1 pseudogene is annotated in these 329 nt (G+C 69.6%); it reads left to right on the top strand.

Annotation, left to right across the window (positions count from 1 at the left end):
* Positions 1 to 186: pseudogene (locus ACOQFS_RS16815) on the top strand (DUF4148 domain-containing protein); the annotation flags it as partial.
* Positions 187 to 329 lie beyond the last annotated feature (143 nt).

The following is a 329-nucleotide window of genomic DNA, read 5'->3' as shown; positions in this document are numbered from 1 at the left end:
AACCGCACCCGCGCCGAAGTGCAGGCCGAAGCCGCCACGGTGGCCCAGACCCGCAGCCTGGAACCCGCTGGTTCGCGCGTGGTGACCTACAAGAGCACGGCAGACCGCGACGCCGTGCGCGCCCAGGCCGCCGACGCCGTGCGCACCGGCCAGATCTCTGCAGGCGAAATCGGTTCGCGCATGTAATGCGGGCCTAGGAGTCTGCGCGGCAGAAGGGGCATCGGCTGCAACGCACGATAAACCGGTCACGCGCGGCACTACCGCCTGCGCCCAGGGGGCCACCCTGGGCTTGTCGGTAGCACCACGCGATCCTCGGTTTTCGCGCGTTT

The sequence above is a fragment of the Paracidovorax sp. MALMAid1276 genome (assembly GCF_049198005.1).
Classification (GTDB): domain Bacteria; phylum Pseudomonadota; class Gammaproteobacteria; order Burkholderiales; family Burkholderiaceae_C; genus Acidovorax.
This window is presented reverse-complemented; position numbering and strand designations above follow the sequence as displayed.